Source organism: Streptomyces sp. NBC_00443 (assembly GCF_036014175.1).
Lineage (GTDB): Bacteria > Actinomycetota > Actinomycetes > Streptomycetales > Streptomycetaceae > Streptomyces.
Genome location: NZ_CP107917.1, coordinates 6314266 through 6329762, shown reverse-complemented (window position 1 = coordinate 6329762; position 15497 = coordinate 6314266). Strand labels below are relative to the sequence as shown.

31 protein-coding genes are annotated in these 15497 nt (G+C 73.4%); 5 read left to right on the top strand and 26 right to left on the bottom strand.

The genetic code is table 11. From position 1 onward, the window contains the following. Nucleotides 1-116: 116 nt before the first annotated feature. The 4 genes from OHO27_RS28775 to OHO27_RS28760 form a co-directional block, all read right to left on the bottom strand. Nucleotides 117-1253, bottom strand: a complete 1137-nt coding sequence (locus OHO27_RS28775; protein ID WP_328427860.1) for a hypothetical protein — start codon at nucleotides 1251-1253, stop codon at nucleotides 117-119. A 78-nt stretch (nucleotides 1254-1331) separates the two neighbouring features. Continuing rightward, nucleotides 1332-1574 carry a hypothetical protein gene (locus OHO27_RS28770; RefSeq protein WP_328427859.1) on the bottom strand — a complete coding sequence of 81 codons (243 nt, stop codon included), beginning with the start codon at nucleotides 1572-1574 and terminating at the stop codon, nucleotides 1332-1334. Beyond that, the gene (locus OHO27_RS28765; RefSeq protein ID WP_328427858.1) at nucleotides 1574-1714 is read right to left on the bottom strand and encodes a hypothetical protein; all 141 of its coding nucleotides are present in this window, start codon (nucleotides 1712-1714) and stop codon (nucleotides 1574-1576) included. The genes OHO27_RS28770 and OHO27_RS28765 overlap by 1 nt, the downstream gene beginning before the upstream one ends. Beyond that, nucleotides 1711-2094 (bottom strand): hypothetical protein, encoded by a 384-nt coding sequence (locus OHO27_RS28760; RefSeq protein ID WP_328427857.1) that lies wholly within the window; start codon nucleotides 2092-2094, stop codon nucleotides 1711-1713. The genes OHO27_RS28765 and OHO27_RS28760 overlap by 4 nt, the downstream gene beginning before the upstream one ends. 187 nt (nucleotides 2095-2281) lie before the next feature. Between OHO27_RS28760 and OHO27_RS28755 the strand changes: the two genes are divergently transcribed. The 3 genes from OHO27_RS28755 to OHO27_RS28745 all read left to right on the top strand — a co-directional run bounded on the left by OHO27_RS28755 (nucleotide 2282) and on the right by OHO27_RS28745 (nucleotide 3517). Next, a complete protein-coding gene (locus OHO27_RS28755) occupies nucleotides 2282-2566 on the top strand; it encodes a hypothetical protein (protein WP_328427856.1) in 285 nt (94 codons plus the stop codon). Continuing rightward, the gene (locus OHO27_RS28750; RefSeq protein WP_328427855.1) at nucleotides 2541-2891 is read left to right on the top strand and encodes a hypothetical protein; all 351 of its coding nucleotides are present in this window, start codon (nucleotides 2541-2543) and stop codon (nucleotides 2889-2891) included. The genes OHO27_RS28755 and OHO27_RS28750 overlap by 26 nt, the downstream gene beginning before the upstream one ends. 392 nt (nucleotides 2892-3283) lie before the next feature. Next, nucleotides 3284-3517, top strand: a complete 234-nt coding sequence (locus tag OHO27_RS28745) for a hypothetical protein (protein WP_328427854.1) — start codon at nucleotides 3284-3286, stop codon at nucleotides 3515-3517. A 59-nt stretch (nucleotides 3518-3576) separates the two neighbouring features. Here OHO27_RS28745 and OHO27_RS28740 read toward each other — a convergent pair whose 3' ends face one another. From OHO27_RS28740 to OHO27_RS28655, 18 genes are all read right to left on the bottom strand, one after another. Further along, entirely contained in the window at nucleotides 3577-3759 is a 183-nt protein-coding gene (locus OHO27_RS28740; protein ID WP_328427853.1) for a hypothetical protein, read from the bottom strand. 3 nt (nucleotides 3760-3762) lie between these two features. Then, a complete protein-coding gene (locus OHO27_RS28735; protein WP_328427852.1) occupies nucleotides 3763-4224 on the bottom strand; it encodes a hypothetical protein in 462 nt (153 codons plus the stop codon). 101 nt (nucleotides 4225-4325) lie between these two features. Continuing rightward, entirely contained in the window at nucleotides 4326-4922 is a 597-nt protein-coding gene (locus tag OHO27_RS28730; RefSeq protein WP_328427851.1) for a hypothetical protein, read from the bottom strand. Next, nucleotides 4919-6211 carry a hypothetical protein gene (locus OHO27_RS28725; protein ID WP_328427850.1) on the bottom strand — a complete coding sequence of 431 codons (1293 nt, stop codon included), beginning with the start codon at nucleotides 6209-6211 and terminating at the stop codon, nucleotides 4919-4921. Before OHO27_RS28725 ends, OHO27_RS28730 begins: the two co-directional genes overlap by 4 nt. Before the next feature lie 17 nt (nucleotides 6212-6228). Next, a complete protein-coding gene (locus OHO27_RS28720) occupies nucleotides 6229-6468 on the bottom strand; it encodes a hypothetical protein (RefSeq protein WP_328427849.1) in 240 nt (79 codons plus the stop codon). Nucleotides 6469-6470: 2 nt separating this feature from the next. After that, on the bottom strand, nucleotides 6471-6974 hold the full coding sequence (locus OHO27_RS28715) for a hypothetical protein (RefSeq protein WP_328427848.1): 504 nt from the start codon (nucleotides 6972-6974) through the stop codon (nucleotides 6471-6473). 61 nt (nucleotides 6975-7035) lie between these two features. Beyond that, nucleotides 7036-7665, bottom strand: a complete 630-nt coding sequence (locus tag OHO27_RS28710; protein WP_328427847.1) for a hypothetical protein — start codon at nucleotides 7663-7665, stop codon at nucleotides 7036-7038. A gap of 29 nt (nucleotides 7666-7694) precedes the next feature. Next, nucleotides 7695-8009, bottom strand: a complete 315-nt coding sequence (locus OHO27_RS28705; protein ID WP_328427846.1) for a hypothetical protein — start codon at nucleotides 8007-8009, stop codon at nucleotides 7695-7697. Then, complete coding sequence (locus tag OHO27_RS28700; protein WP_328427845.1) at nucleotides 8006-8134, bottom strand: hypothetical protein; 129 nt, start codon at nucleotides 8132-8134, stop codon at nucleotides 8006-8008. Before OHO27_RS28700 ends, OHO27_RS28705 begins: the two co-directional genes overlap by 4 nt. Further along, nucleotides 8131-8805, bottom strand: coding sequence for a hypothetical protein (locus tag OHO27_RS28695; protein ID WP_328427844.1), 675 nt, complete (start codon nucleotides 8803-8805; stop codon nucleotides 8131-8133). The genes OHO27_RS28700 and OHO27_RS28695 overlap by 4 nt, the downstream gene beginning before the upstream one ends. Then, nucleotides 8802-9152 carry a hypothetical protein gene (locus OHO27_RS28690; protein ID WP_328427843.1) on the bottom strand — a complete coding sequence of 117 codons (351 nt, stop codon included), beginning with the start codon at nucleotides 9150-9152 and terminating at the stop codon, nucleotides 8802-8804. The genes OHO27_RS28695 and OHO27_RS28690 overlap by 4 nt, the downstream gene beginning before the upstream one ends. Further along, a complete protein-coding gene (locus OHO27_RS28685) occupies nucleotides 9149-9277 on the bottom strand; it encodes a hypothetical protein (protein WP_328427842.1) in 129 nt (42 codons plus the stop codon). The genes OHO27_RS28690 and OHO27_RS28685 overlap by 4 nt, the downstream gene beginning before the upstream one ends. A 79-nt stretch (nucleotides 9278-9356) precedes the next feature. Next, nucleotides 9357-9908 carry a hypothetical protein gene (locus OHO27_RS28680; RefSeq protein WP_328427841.1) on the bottom strand — a complete coding sequence of 184 codons (552 nt, stop codon included), beginning with the start codon at nucleotides 9906-9908 and terminating at the stop codon, nucleotides 9357-9359. 2 nt (nucleotides 9909-9910) lie between these two features. Further along, nucleotides 9911-11176 (bottom strand): hypothetical protein, encoded by a 1266-nt coding sequence (locus tag OHO27_RS28675; protein WP_328427840.1) that lies wholly within the window; start codon nucleotides 11174-11176, stop codon nucleotides 9911-9913. Nucleotides 11177-11226: 50 nt separating this feature from the next. Next, a complete protein-coding gene (locus OHO27_RS28670; RefSeq protein ID WP_328427839.1) occupies nucleotides 11227-11547 on the bottom strand; it encodes a hypothetical protein in 321 nt (106 codons plus the stop codon). A 52-nt stretch (nucleotides 11548-11599) separates the two neighbouring features. After that, complete coding sequence (locus OHO27_RS28665) at nucleotides 11600-11833, bottom strand: hypothetical protein (protein ID WP_328427838.1); 234 nt, start codon at nucleotides 11831-11833, stop codon at nucleotides 11600-11602. Further along, on the bottom strand, nucleotides 11830-12198 hold the full coding sequence (locus OHO27_RS28660) for a hypothetical protein (RefSeq protein WP_328427837.1): 369 nt from the start codon (nucleotides 12196-12198) through the stop codon (nucleotides 11830-11832). Before OHO27_RS28660 ends, OHO27_RS28665 begins: the two co-directional genes overlap by 4 nt. Nucleotides 12199-12212: 14 nt before the next feature. Then, entirely contained in the window at nucleotides 12213-13424 is a 1212-nt protein-coding gene (locus OHO27_RS28655) for a hypothetical protein (RefSeq protein WP_328427836.1), read from the bottom strand. A 131-nt stretch (nucleotides 13425-13555) separates the two neighbouring features. Here OHO27_RS28655 and OHO27_RS28650 point away from each other — a divergent pair, with 131 nt between their 5' ends. Further along, nucleotides 13556-13765, top strand: a complete 210-nt coding sequence (locus OHO27_RS28650; RefSeq protein ID WP_328427835.1) for a type II toxin-antitoxin system prevent-host-death family antitoxin — start codon at nucleotides 13556-13558, stop codon at nucleotides 13763-13765. Nucleotides 13766-13777: 12 nt separating this feature from the next. Then, on the top strand, nucleotides 13778-14266 hold the full coding sequence (locus OHO27_RS28645; RefSeq protein WP_328427834.1) for a DUF6042 family protein: 489 nt from the start codon (nucleotides 13778-13780) through the stop codon (nucleotides 14264-14266). Nucleotides 14267-14325: 59 nt separating this feature from the next. Here the strand turns inward: OHO27_RS28645 and OHO27_RS28640 are convergent, their stop codons facing one another. The 4 genes from OHO27_RS28640 to OHO27_RS28625 all read right to left on the bottom strand — a co-directional run bounded on the left by OHO27_RS28640 (nucleotide 14326) and on the right by OHO27_RS28625 (nucleotide 15495). Next, nucleotides 14326-14553: a hypothetical protein gene (locus tag OHO27_RS28640; RefSeq protein ID WP_328427833.1), complete on the bottom strand. Its 228-nt coding sequence runs from the start codon at nucleotides 14551-14553 to the stop codon at nucleotides 14326-14328. Further along, the gene (locus tag OHO27_RS28635) at nucleotides 14550-14852 is read right to left on the bottom strand and encodes a hypothetical protein (RefSeq protein WP_328427832.1); all 303 of its coding nucleotides are present in this window, start codon (nucleotides 14850-14852) and stop codon (nucleotides 14550-14552) included. The genes OHO27_RS28640 and OHO27_RS28635 overlap by 4 nt, the downstream gene beginning before the upstream one ends. A gap of 95 nt (nucleotides 14853-14947) precedes the next feature. Continuing rightward, nucleotides 14948-15097 carry a hypothetical protein gene (locus tag OHO27_RS28630; protein WP_328427831.1) on the bottom strand — a complete coding sequence of 50 codons (150 nt, stop codon included), beginning with the start codon at nucleotides 15095-15097 and terminating at the stop codon, nucleotides 14948-14950. A gap of 14 nt (nucleotides 15098-15111) precedes the next feature. Then, a complete protein-coding gene (locus OHO27_RS28625) occupies nucleotides 15112-15495 on the bottom strand; it encodes a hypothetical protein (RefSeq protein ID WP_328427830.1) in 384 nt (127 codons plus the stop codon). Nucleotides 15496-15497 lie beyond the last annotated feature (2 nt).

Sequence of the window (15497 nt, the reverse complement as noted above, 5' to 3'; positions counted from 1 at the left end):
CGCCGCGGGCGTGCTGGACGATGTGGTCGACCAGCAGCAGCCACGCGGCGGCGGCGAGGACGGTGACCAGCCACCACGAGGGGCGGCCGGTCACGGGGAGGGCCAGGCGGGCACGGTCACGACGCCTTGACCCGGAGGTTGCGCTTCACCGTGGCCGCGAACTTCTTCGGGTCCGCCTTGTACTGCTGGGGCATCTGCTTCGCGGCGAGGTCGATCAGCTCGTCCCGGCGGTCGACCTCGGCGAGGCCGGGGTCATTGGTCGTCAGCGTCCGGACGACGGCCGCGATCGTCGGCGTCCCGATCGGGGTGACGGACGGGGCCGGTGCGGACGGGGTCGGAGCCGGGACGGACGGCGCGGACGCCGCCGCGGCGGGGGCGGACGGAACCGCCGGGGCCGGGGCGGACGGAGGTGCGGGAGGGGCGGACGGGGCCGCCGCCGGGGCGGACGGCGCCGGGGCCGGGACGGGCGCGGCGGGAGGCGGGACCGGAGGGCCGGCCGGGACGGACGGCGCGGACGGCTGCGCCGCCTCGACGGCCGGGGCCGACGGCAGCTCGGGGGCGGGCACGGCCGGGGTGATCACCGGCCGCGCCGAGGCGTCCACACCGAAGTGAGCGAGGTACGCCTCCGTACCGCTCATGCGCTGCTGCTCGCCGAGCATGACGCGCTCAACGGCGAGATCCTGCCGCTTCGAGTTCAGCCACCCGGCACGGTCGTCGTCCAGCTCCACATGGAACAGGCCGATGATGACCCACCACAGCCCCTTAGCCACGACCGAGACGAACGCCCCGAGGATGCCGACCTCGATCGCGTCGACCCGGTAGCCGTCCAGGATGATCGCGGCGACGACGATGCCGAGGCCGATCCATCCGGCGATGTTGACCGGCTTCGCCTTGTCCGGCTGATTCCGCAGGACCCAGCTGATCGCGAGGCACGTCACCCACGGGAGCTCGAACGAGGCCGCGCCGAGGTAACCCACGTCAGGGTGCTCGGGGACGAGGTGGCCGAGCTGCCGGCCGATCGCCATCGTCGACCAGACCACGGCGACCCCGGTGAGCAGAACGGCAACGCAGACGGCCGCGCGCACGTAGAGCAGATCGAGGTTCAACGGCAGCCGGGGGACCTCCTCGGTCCACTCCCGCTTGACCATCTTGGTCTCGCCCTTGTACGTGACCGGCACCCACGCCGTGCGCTTCACCTTGCGGTATCGCACGCCGGGGATGCGCGGCTGTGCCTGCGGCTGCTGGTCGGTCATCGTGACGCCCTTCACGCTGGATCTACAGGGGTCGGGCCGGGCGCCTCCTCGGGGGACGAGAGGCGCCCGGCCCAGTTCTCAGGGGTTGACGCCCGGGGCGGGGGGCTCGAACGGGCCTCGCTTGCTACGGCGGCCCCGTGCTCTGCTCTCCGCCACCTCGGCGGGGGTGCGGTTCTTGTCGCGGTCGCTGATCGCCCTCACGGCGTCCGCCCGGTCTGACGCGGCCCGCCTCTCGGTCGCCTGCTGCTTCCCGCGCAGCTGTGCGGCCAAGGCGTGGTCATTGCCGGGCTTCAGGGACCGGATGAAGTCGCGCGCTCCCATCAGCGAGCACCCCCCGGGTTGCTGCCGGAGGTGTTGCTCGCCCCGGTGCGCGCGTTGTGCTGACCGATCTGTACGGCCTCGGGGTCGCGCTGCCCACGACTGTCCGCGTACGCCTTCGCGGCGCGCTGCTGCTCCGTCACCGCGAGACCTCCGCCCGCTGCTCGGGACGAGGGGCCGGAATCGTCGGGATGACGCGCCGGTTGTCGTCGGCCGACCAGTCGTAGCCGAGGGCCTGCGCCCCCTGCGCGACCTGGACGGCGAACACCTCGCGGGACACCCCGACCGGGACCGCACCCACCGTGCGCAGCGCGAGACGGGAGACGTTCTGCCCGCTCGTGATGCCCGTACGGGCGGCATGGATCCCGACCATGATCGGGAAGTCCGTGGGGTCGACGACGACCTCGGGGTCCTTCGTCGCCAGCTCCCCGGCGACACCAGCCAGGACCACCGCGGCCCTGGACTCGTGTTCACCCGTGACGCCCTGGCCTACGGCCGGACGTGGATCAGTACTCTGTGCCATGCGTCAGCTCCATCTGACGTGGCCCCCGGTCGGCGTTTCCTAGGCCCCGACCGGGGGCCGCTTTGTACTCGCAACTGGTGTTGCTTGCCCGAGAGTATGGGAGTCCCATACATTCGGGCAAGCGGCCACGGCAGATAGGAACCGGATGGCCGAAGAAAGCGCGGGCGGCACGGAGGAGGCACGACGCGTGATCGACGCGATTGAGGCCCTTAAGGCCATTGAGGACGAGACCCTCCGGGCCAGGGCGATCAGTGAGTTCCTGCGGGTCTCGGGGCCGAAGATCAAAGAGTTGAGCGACCTCCGCCGGGACTACGTCCGAGGGCAGCGTCGACAGAGCGTGCCGCACCGGACGATCGCGAAGAACATCGGCGTGTCGTCCTCCACCGTCCAGGACATCGAGCGCGGCTACTCAGGGTCGGGGAAGTCCCGGCCACGGAAGGTGAAGGATGACGACGGAGACGGCGACGACTGAGCCCCCACCCGACACAGCCCGGGGGACGATCGTCCACCCGACGGGGCCCGACGACGTGGCGGTGTACCGCCTCTATGACGCCGCTGGAGCCCTGCTTTACGTCGGGGCCAGCAAGGACCCCGTCCACCGGTGGGCCGACGAGCACCGACACACGCACTGGTGGTCACAGGTCGCGTCGTTCGACTGGACTTGGCACCCGTCCCGCAAGGCCGCTCGCGCTATCGAGCGGGACCTCCTCGCCGCAGGAGGCGGCCGGTACAACGTCCACGGCACACCTCGACATGGCCCCAACCAGCTCCGCCAGCGAGCCGCCGCCAGAGCGTGACCCCGAACACAGAACGACCCCCTGCCGGATTCGGGCTGGCAGGGGGTCGTTCTGTGTGGACAACCGTCGTGATCGGAACGGAGGAACGCGCGGGGCGAGCGTAGCGCGGTCTCGTGATCTAAATCGGGGGTCCGGGGAACGCCACGGCCCCTCGCGGCTGAGGCCGGCGAGGGGCCGCTGTGGAGCGGTGCGGCGGGGGCGTCGTCCGCCGGCACCTCGTGCGCTCGTCCCCGAGTGCGCCCGTCGAGGGTAGCAGTGGGTGACGCAGCGGGTGCAGGTGGTGACCAGGGGGCCGCTCGACCGGGTGAGGATGGGGCGGTTCGGTCTGCGTGGTGGGTTTTGCGGCCCTATGGTGCGGTCCGCGTTTTGCACACCGAACCATGAGGGGCGTCATGACTACTTCAGCCGACCAGCAGCCGCCGGGCCAGCCGTACCAGGGGCCGCCGATCGTGATCAACAACGTGTCATCGGCTTCCGCTTCGGCGTCGGCCGTCGCGGGCGGTTACGGGCGGCGTCGGCGTCAGTCGGCGGCGGTGCACTTCTGGCTGTTCCTGTTCACCGCGGGGATCGGGAACGTGCTGTATGTGATGCACATCAGCCGGTGGAACCGGGAGCGCGGGCTTTAGGTGAGGGACCGGGCGGCCCTCGTCGGAGAGATCCGGCGGGGGCCGTCGTCGTGTCCGGGTCAGCGCGGCCGGGGCCGTTCGGGGTGCCGTTCCCAGACGTGGGCGACGTCGTTGAGGCGACGGACCCGGCTCCAGGTCGGGACTGGGGCGCACTGGTAGGTGAATGCCTCGATCTTGCGCCAGGTGCGGGCGAAGCGCCGGCGCTTCAGGCGGCGGCGGATGCTGTGCGGGAGGAGGTGCACGGGTCACCGCCCGCCGGCGGCGACGGCCGCGGCGAGGGCGATCCAGCCCTTATGCCATGCCTGGTCCATGAGGGGCCCGGCGGCCGGGTCCTTCGTGAGCCACGGGGAGTGTCCGGCGTCGTGGGCCAGGCGGACGAGGAGGGGTGCGCCGGGGCCGTTGTCGGACCACTGTCCGGCGCACCGGTCGGCGACGTAGTGGGTGGCGGCAGACAGGGCGAGACCGGCGGCGGCGCGGCGCCAGGACAGGCGGAGGCCGAAGGCGCGGTTCACCGCGGCGACGGCGACGGCTTGGGTGGCGGTGTAGGTGGCGACGTGCCGGACCGCGGCGGTGACCCCCTCGCGGCCTGGCTTCCCCTTGGCGACCGCGTCCGCGTCCTGCTGGACCCAGTAGTCGCCGACCTCGTGGGCGGCCGTCAGGGCGGCGTACAGGGCGGCGAAGCGGGCGGCTGACGAGGTTTCGGGCATGGCGGGTTCCCCCCTGGTGGGCTGTTGGGTGGTCGGCACTCAGCGTGCCGGGGAGGCGACGGTCCGTGTGCACAGAACGTGCACACGGACGGTGTCGTCGGTCACACGTTGAACGGCCGTAGCGGTGCCGGTGGTGGCGGGACCCGGGTGACGGCCTGGCGGACGTAGGTGCCCGGGTCGAGGGGGCGCTCCGGTCCCGGGTAGGGGCGCGGGGCGGCGGAGGTGTGGGCTTCGTTGGGGTGGACCTCGCCGGCCGTGCGGACGGTGATCGGGGGCTCCTCCTCCAGCGGCCAGTCCTCGACGCCGAGCGGGAGCCGGACGAGGAGGGGCAGCAGGACGTACCACCAGCTCGGGCGGGCGCCGTGTCCGGGGACCACGCTCCACGTCTCGACGGCGACGCCTTCGGTGTGGTGGTCGTAGAGGTACCGGTCGACGAAGTCCGTGGCCCTCTCGCCGATGAAGCCCTCCCCGGTGAGCAGGGCGGCGTACACCTGGCGCAGCTCGGGGCCGCGCGGGGTGAGGAGCCCGCCGGACGGGTTGAACCGGTAGACGTTCACCAGGGACAGGGTGACCGGGTCGGCGAACGACCAGACGAACGCTGCGCCATGGTCGGGAACCCGGGCACGTACCGGGGTGAGGCGGATGGTCTCGACGGGGACGGCGCTCTCGCGGACGGCCTCCAGGTCGGTGCGGGTCACGGCGCTCCCTCGTCGCGGTGGGCGGAGTGGACGATCGGGATCTCGTCGTCGCCCACCTCGACGAACGCTCTGGCCTGCGGGTTCTTGCAGGAGTGGACGATGATCGCGGCGTTGGGGTTTTCCTCGTCCGGGAGGTGCTCGAACGCGACGAGGATCGCGCGGAGGTCGGCGAGGGCCTGGCGGTAGCCGTCACCATGCTCCCCGGCCGCTTCCTCGGTGTCCTCGTGGGCGAGGTCGCAGACGGCGTTGATCAGGCCGTGTGCGCGGGAGAGCGCGAGGGCGCGGCGGACGGCGCGGCGTCGCCACATCTCGGGGCCGCCGTAGTCGTCCTGGTGGGAGGCGCCGGCGGCCTGGCGGAGCAGGCGGGCCCAGTGCCGGGCGCCGGTGGTGCGTTCCATGTCGTCGAGGACGTCGCGGACGGCGGACAGACGGACCTCGGCCACGGTCGCCCGCTCGTACGCGCTCGCCCACCAGGCGACGGCCGGATGTGGCTGCTCCTCGTCCGGGGCGGCGTGCGCGTGCAGCCCTGCGGGGTCGACGGCCAGGAGCTCGCCGGTCGCCCCGCAGGAGCAGCGGGCGGGCCCGTCGAGGAGACCGGGCCGGGCGGGGGTGGCGTAGCGGGGCATCGCGTGCAGGGCGCGGCTGATCGCGAGGGTGAGGTCCCACACGGCGTGCGCGTCGGCGTGGGACAGCTCGGCGTTCAGCGTGTCGCGGATCGTCTTGCGCTGGCGCTCGACGTCGGTGAGCCCGTCCGGGCCGAGGGTCAGCTTCCCGGCCGGGATGATCCGGACCGGACGGCCGTCCTCGTCCGGGGCGAGGAACGCGCCGTCGATGGCCTGGCGGACCTCGGCCCGGCGGTCGCGCGTCCGGCCTGCGTCCGCCTCGTCGTCCGCGCGGACGTCCGTCCCCGGACGGACGGCGTCCGCGCTGGTCGCGGTGGGTGGACGCTCGCCGAGGACCGGGTCGCGTCCGGGGCGTCCGGCCTCCTCGTCCGGGGTCGGACGGGAGGGCGGACGGACGTCCTCGTCCGGGCGGACGGGGGTGTTGAGTGCGGCGGTGAGGGTGGCCTCGGCGGCGCGGAGGTAGTCGGGCTCGACGTCCTCGGGGTAGGTCCACGGGCCCCCGTCGGGGGACGGGAGGAGGCTCCAGCCGTACAGCTCTCCGTTGCCGTAGGCGTGGACGGCGAGGGCCAGGCCGCGCGGGTGGAAGACGACCCGGTTGATCAGCCAGAGCAGGCCGGAGGCGCGCAGCTCGGAGAAGCGGCGGGCGTCCTGTGTTGCAAGGGGCATGGTTCGGCTCCTGGTGGTCAGTGACGGCGTCGACGAGCGGGCGGCCCGTAAGGGCTCATCCATGCCGGCCGGGACGGTCCGGCCGCCGCGGCGTAGGGCGACCGGTTCCACGTCTCGACGAACTGTCGGATCGCGTCGAGGGCCGTGCGGACGAGGGCGCGGAGTTGGTCGACGATCTGTCGCACGTAGCCGAGGGCATCGGCGATGCGGGCGCCGACCCATCGGGCTTGCTCGGGGGTGAGTTTGGTGATCGTCACGGTCAGGCCTCCGGGGTGGCGAGGGTGTCGGGGTCCTGCGGGGCGACAGTCGGGGGCGGGGGCTCCTCGGGCTGCCACACGGCGTGATCCCGGACGGGAAGGACGACGGCCATCTCCAGGAGCCGGGCGGCCATGTGGCGGAGGAGGGACCGGTCGAGCTCGACCGGGTACGGGGTGGAGTTGTCGAGGGCGTGGACGAGGTCGTCGACGCTCAGGCCGCCGTCGGCCTGGTCGTCGACGGGGAGGGCTTCGTCCCATGCGTAGTCGCAGCGGGCGCAGGTGCGTTCCAGCCGCTCAGGCAGGGGGCCGCGACGCGTGGCCCCGTTGAACTCCTCGCGGGTCCGGTCGGACAGCGCCGGCCGGTAGCGGGTGAACGCCTCCAGGTAACGGCACTTCGCACAGACGGTGTCGCTACCGGAGAACGGCGGGAGGATGGCCCCGGCCGGGGTCGTGGTGGGGGTGGTGCCGGTGTCGAGGAAGCCGACGGCATCCATGGCGGTCTTCACGGGGTGCCTTTCGGGTCTGAGGTGGGCCCGGCCGCCGAGGTGGGCGGCCGGGCGGGAGGGGTCAGGAGGAGGCGCGGACCTGGGCGACGGCGGCGCGCAGCCGGGGCACGGTGACGCCGCGCTCCCCGCCGACGAACAGGCGGCCGAGGAAGTCGCCAGCGCCGAGGGCCTGCATGTCGGTCAGCAGCGGGTCACCGGGGTCGGGCTCGCGGTGGACGGCGCGGCCGGCGCTCACGGTCCACTCGGCCGCGAGGTCGCCCTCCCCCTCGTCGGTGACGAGCTGCGCCCGCAGGTCGAGGTACGGGAACGCGGCGGCGATCCGCTGCCACTCGTCGGTGACGGTCTCGACGTCGGGGTGCTTGCCGATGTTGTAGTTGGCCGCGCCGATCGTGCCGTCCCAGTCGCACCAGCCGTGCGGGCCGCCGATCCACGAGGACGAGATCCGCGAGGTGTAGAGCCACTGGAGTTCCAGGCACCGCAGCTCGGTCGCGGCCGCGCGGGTCGACTCCGGGGTCCAGAAACCGAACTTCCCTGCCTCGACGCCGAGGACGTCGCCCACGGTGGCGTTCCATTCCCGGTCGTTGACGTGCAGGAGCCAGAGGTTCGCGGTGCGGATCAGGATCTCGTTCGCCTGCTCCTCGGTGACGGGGGTGCCGGTGACGAGGAGGCGGGGCCACTTGCTGAGTTCCACGGGGTGTGTCCTTTGGTTGTGCGGGTGGGTCAGGCCCGGGGGGCGCCGCCGCGGCGGTCGGCCCATCCGGGGTCGTACTGAGGGACCGGGACGGGCTCGCGGTGCCGTCGGCGCCGCGCCTTGTTGTCCCGGTAGTTGGCGAGGGTCCGGCGGGGGTGGACGAGCCACAGGACGCCGACGGCGACGAGGGCGATCGGGACGGCGAGCCAGAACCGGGGCGAGCGTCCCGGCCGGGTGGTGAGCTGGTCGTCGGCCCAGTCGACGAGGTGGTCCTCCAGGCGGAGGCGGCCGGTCAGGTACCCGGCCGCCCACACGAGGACGAACGCCGTGACGAGCCCGGTCACCGTGCGGGCTCCTCGTCGACGGCCGGGTCCGGGAGGTCGCTCCAGCCGAGGGGCTCTCCCCGGTCGGTGTCGACGACGACGGCGAGGATCCGGCGCAGCTCGGCGTCACGAGGGTCGTCGGTCATGGCGCTCCTTCACTGGTGAGGGCGGCCGGCCGGCGCGGGCGCCGGGGGCGGCACGACCCGGCGACGACCGAGGGCAGCGCCCGGGACAGGGCGGTCTCGACGGCCGAGGCGAGGGGGTCGACGTCGGCCGTGCACAGGGCACAACGACGGTCGGTCTGGTGGCCGTTGGGCGAACCGTGCGGACGGAACCCTCCGTCGGACCACACGCCGGTTTTCGGGGTCGTGGTGAGGACCACCTCGACAAGGGTGCGCAGCGGGCCGCGGGGCAGGCCCAGCGGGCGCGGTCCCCGGGTGCGGGGCCGGGTGGCGCGCAGGTTGGCGACGTCGGCGTCCGGGAACGCGACGACCAGGGCCTCGGTGGTCTGGTCGGCGAGCGTGCGGACGTCGCCGGCGCACAGGGCACACCGCTCGTCGTAGACGTGGCCGTCCTCGTCGCCGTGGGGCAGGAAGCGGCGGCGGACGGTGCCGAGGCGCTGCGTGCCGGTCAGGACGATCGCGACGAGTTCGCGCACGGGGCTGACGGGGTGTCCCTGGCAGGTGACGGCGCCCAGGTTGGGGGTGACGCCGTGGAAGCGGGGCAGCGCGGTCGGGGTCACGCCGCAGCACGGGGTGATGGTGAAACCGGGCGGCGGTGCGGCGTGCGTCGCGCACGCCAGGTGACGGGGACTCATGCGGGACGGCTCCTGTTCTTCGCAGCTCGGCACCACGGGGCGTGAGGCCGGTCCGGGGAGGGCCACCAGGCCGCGTCACAGGTGCACGCCGAGTTGCGGACGATCGCGCGGGCCTCGCGGTCGACCCGCCAGCGGCGGAACCATCCGAGGTCGGTGCGCTGGTCCCGGCCGTCGAGGGTGGCGCGGGAGATCTCGCGGATCATGGCGACCAGGGCGGCGAAGGCGACGAGGTAGAAACCGGCGGCCTGGCGGAAGGTGCCGGCGCCAAGGTGGGCGACGCCTTGCCCGGCGGCGCCGAGGAGGACCAGGCCGTACAGGGCGAAGGCCGCGCGGCCGGCCGGGCTCACTGGGCCCACCTCCGCCATGCGCGGATGGCGCGGCGGGTGCAGAAGTAGACGATCGGCATCTCGATCGGCAGGAAGAGCACGCCGATCAGGGCGAGGGCGGCCGAGTCGTCGAGGCCGAGGATCATGCAACACCTCCGGGTGCGGGTAGGGTCTGCCGCGCGAGCGGCGCCTCCGTACCGGGAAGGCGCCGCTCGTGCTGTGTGGTCAGGGGCGTCGGGCGATCAGGGCCGGGCCCATGCCGAGCCAGCGCGGGACGCCCGGCCGGGTGGGGTGGCCGGTCTCCTCGGCCGCCCGGTCGACGACGCGCTGAACGCCGGCGCGGCGGTCGTCGTCGCAGCGGACGCCGCTCTCGACGTCGGCGAGGACCGGGCGCAGCGCGTACGCCTCGACGGTGATGCGGCCCCGGGTTGAGCGGGTGCAGTTGAGGTCTCCGATGTGGAGCCAGTCCGCGGCGTCCATCCCGGCGGCGAGGGCGACGCGGTCCACCTCGTCGCCGAGGGGCCGGCCGCCGTCGGTCCAGGCGTGCCAGAGGTTCGCGCCGCCGTCGGGCCGGTGGAGCACGATCCACAGGTAGTGCTCGGGGTCGTGGTCGGCGGCGATGCTCTGGACGATGGCGCGGGCGACGGGGGTGTTGTCGCTGCTCGGTGTGAGGGCGATCCGCTCGGGGGCGGTCAGGATGGCGGTCATCAGCAGGGCTCCAGGTGCTCGGTGGACGGGGCCCGCCCCGGTACCGGCGGGGCGGGCGGTGCGGGGCATGGTCAGTCCTCGCGGACGGCGAGGCCGTCGCAGACGGCGGTGCGGACCGCGTCGACGGCCTCCGTGCTCAGTTCGAGGTCAGGGCTCAGCGCGATGTGCACGGCCGCGTGAACGGTGCCGGTGCTGCCGCCGCGGATGGGGATGTTGGTGAACGGGGTGAGCCCGGCCACGCGGCAGGTGCGGGCGTAGTCGTCGAACGGGGCCGTCACCGTCTCGCCGTCGCCGAGCTTCCCGCCCTCGATGGCGGCGACCCACCGGTACATGCCGGTCAGCTCCAGGACGCTGTACGCCTTCGGGCTGGTCGGCGACTCGTACAGGGCCGCGCCCTCGTTCGCGTGGTGCTCGCCCTGGTAGGTCCAGGCCCGGCCGTCGTTGGTCACGTACGTCGTCGGCCGGCGGTGCTCCATCGCGTCGCGCCACCCGGCGAGGACGTCGGCGACGTAGCCGACGGTGCGGCGGTGCCGCTCGTCGGTGCTCTCACCGTCGCGCGGGGCGTTGCCCTTGTGCATGGCGAGGGCGATCTCCCCGAGGAGGTTGCCGAACTCCTCGCCCCGCAGCACCGACAGCCACGGCAGCGCGGGCGGGAGCGCCGGCCGCTCCTCGTCGTCGGTCGGCTGGTCGGCCTCGGGGACGGCGGCGACGTACGCCGCGGCGGTCTCGTCCACGGTGGCGTGACCGAGCTCGGCGGCCGCCGTCTCGCGGTGGTCCTCGAAGTGAGGGTTCGTCGTGCGGAGGTCGTCCAGGCGCTCGGGACAGTCGTTGCAGCGGCGGGCCTGGACCCACTCGTCCGTCTTGGCGTCGCGGTACTCGCTGGTGACGTCCCACGACTCGTGAGCGCAGGGCGTCTCCTCCTCGTCGGCCGGGGCCGCCGGTGTCTCGGCGGGGGCGAGGAGCGCGGCAGCCAGGCGCCGGCCGTCCTCGCACGTCGCGGACAGCACGCCGTTCCGGGTGCACCAGCAGCAGGAGCGGGCGTGCTCGGTGGCCTCGGTGGCGAGGCCGAGGAGGCGGTCGCTGGGCTCCTCGTCGCGGATCCATGCGAGGACGGTTGCGGCGTAGGCGTGGCGCATGTCCTCGGCGCGGGCGGTGAGCTCGGCGGCGGTGCGTCCGAACGCGCTGAGGTAGGGCGGGGCGAACTCCTTCAGCGCCGCCGCGTACGGGTCGGGCAGGGCCTCGACGAGGCGGGTCGGGGTCCGCTTGTCCCGGCCGGGGCCGGGGTCGATGCACAGACGCAGGAAGCTGCGGAAGTCGTCGGCGGTGGTGAACTGCACGGCGTGTGTCCTCTCGGGTGTGGTCCAGCCCCCGGGCGGGGGCGCGGTGGTCAGGCGTTGGGGTGCTGTCCGCCGACCTCGGCGAGGAGGGCAAGCAGTTGCTCCGCGCCGCTGGGGCCGAGGAGGTTCGCGACGGTCATCGCGTTGCGCGTCCAGTCCACGAGCGGGGCGACCTTCTCGGCGGCGCCGTTGGCGGCCTCCTTGGTCTCGAACGAGGCCAGGGCGCGGCCTTCGTGGTGGGCGAGGATCCAGCGCAGCGGCGACAGCACGTTGACGTGCTCCGGGATCTCGTAGACGTGCAGGCCCGGAACGGGCTCGGTGGCGGTCACGGTGACCGGGCCGGCCGAGGTGCTGAGGATTTGGTCGGGCATGACGCTCCTTCGGTTCGGGAGGACCGGCCCCCGGGGCGGGGGCCGGAAGTCTTCAGATGGCGCCGGTCCAGGCCGAGAGCTCGGCGCCTGCCTCGGCGTTGGCGCGGACGAGGTCGTCGCGGTCGGCGAGGAGGTCGACGAGGGCGGTGCGGGCGTCGGCGAGGAGGCGGGGCACCTCGTCCGGGTCCGGCCGGCCGCCGAGCCGGGAGGCGAGGAGCCGGATCTCGTCGACCCGGCCGGCCTCCAGCTGGACCCGGCGGGGCTCGGGCTCGGTCGTGTCGCTCACGCGGCCTCGCGCTCCCAGTCCTCGACGGGCCAGGTGTAGCCGTCGCCGTCGTCGTGGTCCTCGGTGTGGAGCGGGTCCTCGTTCTCGCAAAACCGCTCAGAGCCCACGGAGTTGTGGGTCATCGCGCCGCACACCGTGCGCTCGGTCTCGGCCGGGACGGGCTCCTCGGCGATCCCCCGGGCTGCCCGGCGGGCCTCGACCTGCGCCTCCGTCGGGGCGGTCCACTGGTGCCAGTCGACGGATCGGGCCCACCCGGACGAGCCGACGTGGAACTCCCCGCACCAGCGGCAGCCGAGCACCTGCGGCGGGGTGCCGTTCGGGTGCCGGATCGCACCGCGGCTCAGACCAGTCGCCGGGTCGGTCAAGGGCAGTCGGTCTCTCACTGGTTGCTCGCTTTCTCGGTCTCGTCCTCGCGGCACTCGGGGCACAGCCCGGCCGGGGCACCAGCGGGCGCGGGGAAGCTGTTGGGACACACGCGGTTAGCGCAGTCGTGCGGCACCAGACGGCCGCGAGGGGTGGGCACCGGGGCGGGCACGGGAGCCGAGGGCACCGACACCGGGAACGCGCCCTGCACTGGCTCCTGCGGCGCCGGGCGGCGGTCCTCCCGGTCGCGCTCGCAGGTCCGGCACTCCTCGCCCGTGTCGAGGTCCGTGCCGTCGTCACATCGGGGGCTCGTGCACCGCCCGGCCCGCACCAGCGAGATCAGCGCACCGACCGGGGTCCGGACACCCTCGCCCTCGGCGGACTCGATGTCCCGCTCGATCCCGAACTCGAGATAGCGCCGCTTCGCCCGGGTCACCAGCTGTGCCGGGGACAGGCCCCTCGCCAGCTCGGTACGGATCGCGCCCTCGATGGCTGCCGGGATCGGCTGGTCCTCGGGAAGGCGGTCCATCAGCCGACGGGGGAGGTCGCGGATCACGGCACCGATCGCGCTGTTGGAAACCTGCTCGCTCTCGTCTCGCCGCGCGGCGGAGCCGCCACCACCCGAGCCCCCACTACCGGTAGAGGCCTGACGGCCGTCACCACGAGAAGTCTTGGGGTAGTTGCTTGGGAACCCTTGGGATGTAGAGGGTGCATCCCCCTTTCCCTGGGGGGTGCATCCCCCGTTCTCCGAAAGGGGTGCATCCCCCCTTTCACCCTGGAGGGGGGAAGCGGGTGCATCCCCCGTTCCCTGGCCCTCCCAGACCCTCGGGGTGCGGCGCTTCGGCTCGGCCTTCGTCGCCTTCAGCACCTCGACCGCGGCGGCCCAGTTCGGCGTATCGGTCACGACGGCCGCGTAGACCGGGGTGTATCCCTTCTTACGCTCGCCAGACACCGTGACGACCCCGGCCGCCATGGCGGCGTTGATGTACCGGCGTGCGTCCTTCGGGTCGACGCAGGCCGCGCGGGCGATCTCCTTCAACGTGATGATCCGGCCGTCCCAGAACACCATCCGGCCGGACTCGTTCGCCCCGGCGCCGAAGGCGTGCAGCACCTTCACGAAGCCCTCGCGCAGCGGCCGGGGCAACTCGTCCGACCACCGCCAGAACAGACGGTTACGGAAGAGGTGAATGCCGTGCGGCGGCTTCCCTGCCTGCTCCTCGGTGGTCACCTGGCGGCTCCTCGTCGTGCTTGGGCTGTTTCGAACTGACAGTCACGGTGGAATCCCGTTCCGTAACCGGCGATGTGTACACTAGCGTACTCTGCTGTACACGTCGCGTGTACACCAGCTACCATCCGCGTATGCCTGCGAACACAAGCGACGAGACGACCGAGATCGGCATCCGGGAACTGCGTGCGTCGCTCAGCGACGTCGTGAACGAGGTGGCGGTCCGGGGCCGGGTCACGTGGGTGACCAGCCGCGGCCGGCGCCTCGCTGCGATCGTTCCGGTGCCGGACGCGGAGGGCATCGTCGAGGCACGGAAGAAGTCCGGGGACACCCCGGCTGAATAGGGCAGGAGCACCATGACGACCACTCCCGACGAGGCGCAGCACCCGGCCCGGCTGACCGTGTGGACGCCCGAGGTCAGTGACCAGATGGCTCGTCAGCACATGGCCGGCGGCTGGTTGCGGGCCCTCCCCCCGGCCGGCATGCAGATCCTCGGCGCGATCGCGAGCCGCTGCGAGACCGTGACGCGCGACCAGCTCGGCCGCGTCCTCCCCGTGGAGCCGGTCGACGGCGACCGCTGGTCGGTTTCCTGCTGGTACGACCTCGACGAGCAAGCGGAGCAGGCCGCCACACTCGACCGGTACGCCGCGGCGCACGACCGCGGCCCGGTGCGCACGTGCGCGGACCTCCTCGACCTCCTCGTAGTGGCGGGGGTGCTGTGGACCGAGGACGGCCGGATCGGGCCCGTGGCGCCCGTTCCCGGGGTCGACGAGGTGTTCCCGGTCAGCAACGACGAGCGCGCCGAGATCGCCCGCATGCGGGCCGTGGCGGCGCGTCTCGGCTGACGCACGGGTAAAGGGAGGGCGGCCGTGTGCCGCCCTCTTTTCGTGTGCCGGTGCCCGGGTCACCGGTCGCCCCTGAGCCAGCGGAGGAGGTCGTCGTCGCTGCCGGTGGTCACGGCCTGGTGCCAGTCGACCGGGTGGCCGGCCTCCTCGGCGAGGGTCGCAGCCGAGTAGCACGAGGTGCACACGTTCCGGATGAGGCCGTCGCGGGTCGACCGGTGGGAGCTGAGGTGCTTGCCGTGGCCGCACAGGGCGCAGCGGCCGACCGGGGGCAGGGTGCCAGGGTTCACGCGCGACCGCCGTCCTGCGCCTGGCGCCGGTCGTCGAGGCGGATGAGGCCGAGGCACGCGGTCTGCTCGGGCTCGGGCGGCCGACAGGTGGCGACGTGGGGTTTGTGGAGCCGCTCGTAGGGGGCGACGGGCAGTTCCTCCGTCGGCCGGCGCGACAGCCACACGCCGCGGCCGTCGCGGCTGACGGCGGTGTTCCCGCTCGGGTCCGGGGTCAGGTCGACGGCGAGCCGCTTGCGGTTCTCCGTGACCGTCCAGCGGATCGCGGCACCGCAGGCGCGGCAGTACGAGGGGCGGGGCATCGGTCATCTCCTTCCGGACGCCCGGGGTGTGGGGACGAGAGGGGCGCGGGTCCGGGCGCCATGGGGGAATCGCCCGGACGCGCGCGGCATGGGGGTCAGTCGCCGACGTACTCGCCAAGCCAGATCAGGGCGAACACGACGAGGGCGACGACCGGCCACCATGGGCGTACGGGCTCGATCGCGTAGGTGACGCCGCCGGCGGCTGCTCCGCCGACCACGCCCCACCAGAACCGGGGCCAGGTCATGAGGCCGGTCTCCTTCAGTCGTCGCAGAGGTCGAGGTCGAGGTCCCCGTGACCGTGGCCGTGCGCGGGCCGGTGCCCGGGGCGGGACGAGGTCGTCGTCGCGACCGGGGACGGGGTCCTCCTCGGTGCGGTCGAGGCGGCCGGGGCCTTGCTGACCGAGACCCGCGGCCGGTCCGCGGGCTTCACGGGCTTCGCCGGGGGCGCCGCGGGCTTCGCCGGGGGCACGGCCGGGCGCGGCCGGGACGATGCCGGCGCCTCGACGGCCGACAGCCCTACGTCGTCGCAGTCGTCCTCCTCGTCGCCGTCGACGCGGACGCACGCCGCGAGGACGAGGAACACGACCACGGCCAGGAGCGCGAGGATCATCAGCGGATTGGGCCGCCGGTTGTGCTTCAGCATCG